Origin of the sequence: Sphingobacterium sp. UBA5670, from assembly GCF_002420705.1 — a bacterium.
In the GTDB taxonomy this organism is placed as follows: domain Bacteria; phylum Bacteroidota; class Bacteroidia; order Sphingobacteriales; family Sphingobacteriaceae; genus Sphingobacterium.
The window spans coordinates 186,035-188,509 of record NZ_DIIM01000004.1 but is presented as its reverse complement, the minus strand read 5'-3'; the positions used below and the strand labels follow the sequence as shown (position 1 = coordinate 188,509).

The window sequence follows — 2,475 nt, the reverse complement described above, 5'->3', positions numbered from 1 at the left end:
AGATTGAAAATGTTTATTTTAAGAAATCCGCAGCAGAGTTTTTAGCTAATCGTTGCATGTCTGACGGAAATTATACGGATGCTTTACAATATCTTCATTTAAAAGATAGTTGCCTACAGCAAATTATGGACATCACAAACGTACATGAACTTGCTTTAGCGGAACAGAGATATGATATGGCGTCAAAGGAAATGCAGCTAGCAATTACAAGGGGAGACAATTATCGACTAGGTTTGATTATTGTGACCATTAGTCTATTTTCTGCTATAGTTACTGCTGTTAGTATTTATTTTGGATTGAAGCAAAAAAGTCAAAAATATGAACTAGCAAAGCAGGAAGATGAAATCCAGACACAGAAGAGAGAATTTAACGAGCTTCAACAGGAAAAGAGGAAAAATGAGTTTATAAATTCAATATTCAGGAATTATATCAGTAACATCGCTTCTTTTAAGTACCAGATAAATAATATTGTGGTTGGATATAGTGGAAATGCTAAAAAGGATCCTGCTGANNAGGATTCGCCAAAATTAAAAAGAATGTAGATAGCATGGAGAATGGTATTCAAAAAGGATATTCAAGTATTATTTCCGATTATTTTCGTTTATTTAAAATAATAGATGATTCATATATTGATCAATTAAAATCCGAAGAGAAACTTTTGTTAACATTAATATGTGAAAAATATGGAAATTCTGAAATTGCCGGATTATTGCAAATAAAAAGCCATGCCCTCACAGTACGAAAATCAAGGTTGAAAGATAAGTTGCAAAAATTAGGTGTTTCGGAAGATAATATTCTGGAAATCTTTTCCACAAGCAATCCTTTACCTATTGAATATGATTAAAACAATGGTAATTCTGATCACATGTGTTAGTTTATATTATTGTATATCAGTGTTTTAATTTGATCTTCATGTCACGCTATAACATCAAACATTCCATTTTTTTATAAAAATTTTAAATAAGTTTCTTTTTTTCGTCAAGGGGGTAATTATTTAATACTCTTTTTAGTCACAAAAGAAGAGGTAAATTATTGATATTCAGTATTTATTTTTAATAAAAAAGGTCACATATAATCACTGGCTTATTAACATAAAATTGTGTTTATACTTTTACGGTACAATTAAAGCCAAGTTTCATATATGAAAAAAGTATTTTTATTTTTAGTGATCAATTGTGGTATTTCACTACAAGCAAGTTATTGTATTACTCAGCATCACTTTCGTTTTAAGCCCACCGCTGAAGCGGAGAAAAAAGGTGAACGCATCCATTGCGAAGGTGACCTCCGTCCAAAGCATCCTATCCAGGATCTGAATGAAACATTAGATGCTTTTCGTCAAGAATCTTGTATTCTTGTCCATTTCAATTTTAATGTCGGTATAGTGGAAACGATTATCTCAGATCAAAACGGTGGAATTGTTTACGCAGAAACATTTGACAGTAACAGCAAGTTACAAGCTATTCCGATTGATAATCTGCCTAAAGGAAAGTATACCATAACATTCCACAACAACTTCGGTACAATCTTGGGGAGTTTCGAACTGTAAGTATTTATCAAATTTATTATTCTTATTTTTCTAAGGCAATTATGAAAGCTAAACACATGCTTTTCCCATTAATTTTGGGAGCGACATCTCTAGTAGGATGTCAGAAAGAAAATTCCGCGCCATCGGAGTTAAAAATCAATCAGACAACAATGTCGGCAGATTCAGCAAGGACAGAATTTTCTAAAATTTTATCAAAAGCAGTCTATAATGAACCCGAAGTAAGAAAATTCCTCAAAGCAAAGGCGATGGAAGAATTTGACAACGACAATGATGTATTTTATCCTTTTGTAAAACATGAAATAGTTGGCAATGGGGAAACATTTCGTCAAATACTTGAAAGGTACGCAGGGGAGAGTGAGGTCTTAGACAATATCGAAGAGGCCTTGCCATTACTGAATATTTATGTGCCTAATCTAACATCTTTTTTTGCTTTCAATGCATCACTTTGGGATCTTGGTGATCGGGAAATTGCTGTTACAGCTCTAAATCAAAATAATGATCCGAATACTTTTTACGGGAATGGTGAAAAGATGTTCGACTTGGAGTTGAATGAAATTCCTGGCTTTCCATGTTTAGTTGTTAAAAATAGTGAACGAATTATTCTTAAAAATAATATAAAGGTTAAAGGCGCTGTGGGTAAAGGTTCCTATGAATTTGCAGCAGATGCTTTTGATAAAAGATTAAACACAAAATCTACTCCGGCAACTTCTACTGAGAATAGAGATATGATCATAAATGCATGGCAAGAGTTTGGGGTAGATCCAACATATTGGCAAAGGGATTATATATATTATGGAATGTCTCATGCTAATCCCAAAGATGGAAGGTTAAATCCTCAAATTAGAGAGTATGTTGAGATGATAAAGTTCGATCCGTCTATTATCAGTATGATTTCAGATCAGATAGGTGACCCTTTTCTAAAGGATAAA

Annotated in this window: 3 protein-coding genes; all 3 read left to right on the top strand. The window is 32.8% G+C overall.

Annotated features, from left to right (window positions below):
- Positions 1-547: 547 nt before the first annotated feature.
- Positions 548-844, top strand: coding sequence for a hypothetical protein (locus B3C94_RS05490; protein WP_293900231.1), 297 nt, complete (start codon positions 548-550; stop codon positions 842-844).
- 297 nt (positions 845-1,141) lie between these two features.
- Positions 1,142-1,546: a DUF3244 domain-containing protein gene (locus tag B3C94_RS05485; RefSeq protein ID WP_293900228.1), complete on the top strand. Its 405-nt coding sequence runs from the start codon at positions 1,142-1,144 to the stop codon at positions 1,544-1,546.
- Positions 1,547-1,587: 41 nt separating this feature from the next.
- On the top strand, positions 1,588-2,475 hold an 888-nt coding region (locus B3C94_RS05480; RefSeq protein WP_293900225.1), incomplete at its 3' end, for a hypothetical protein.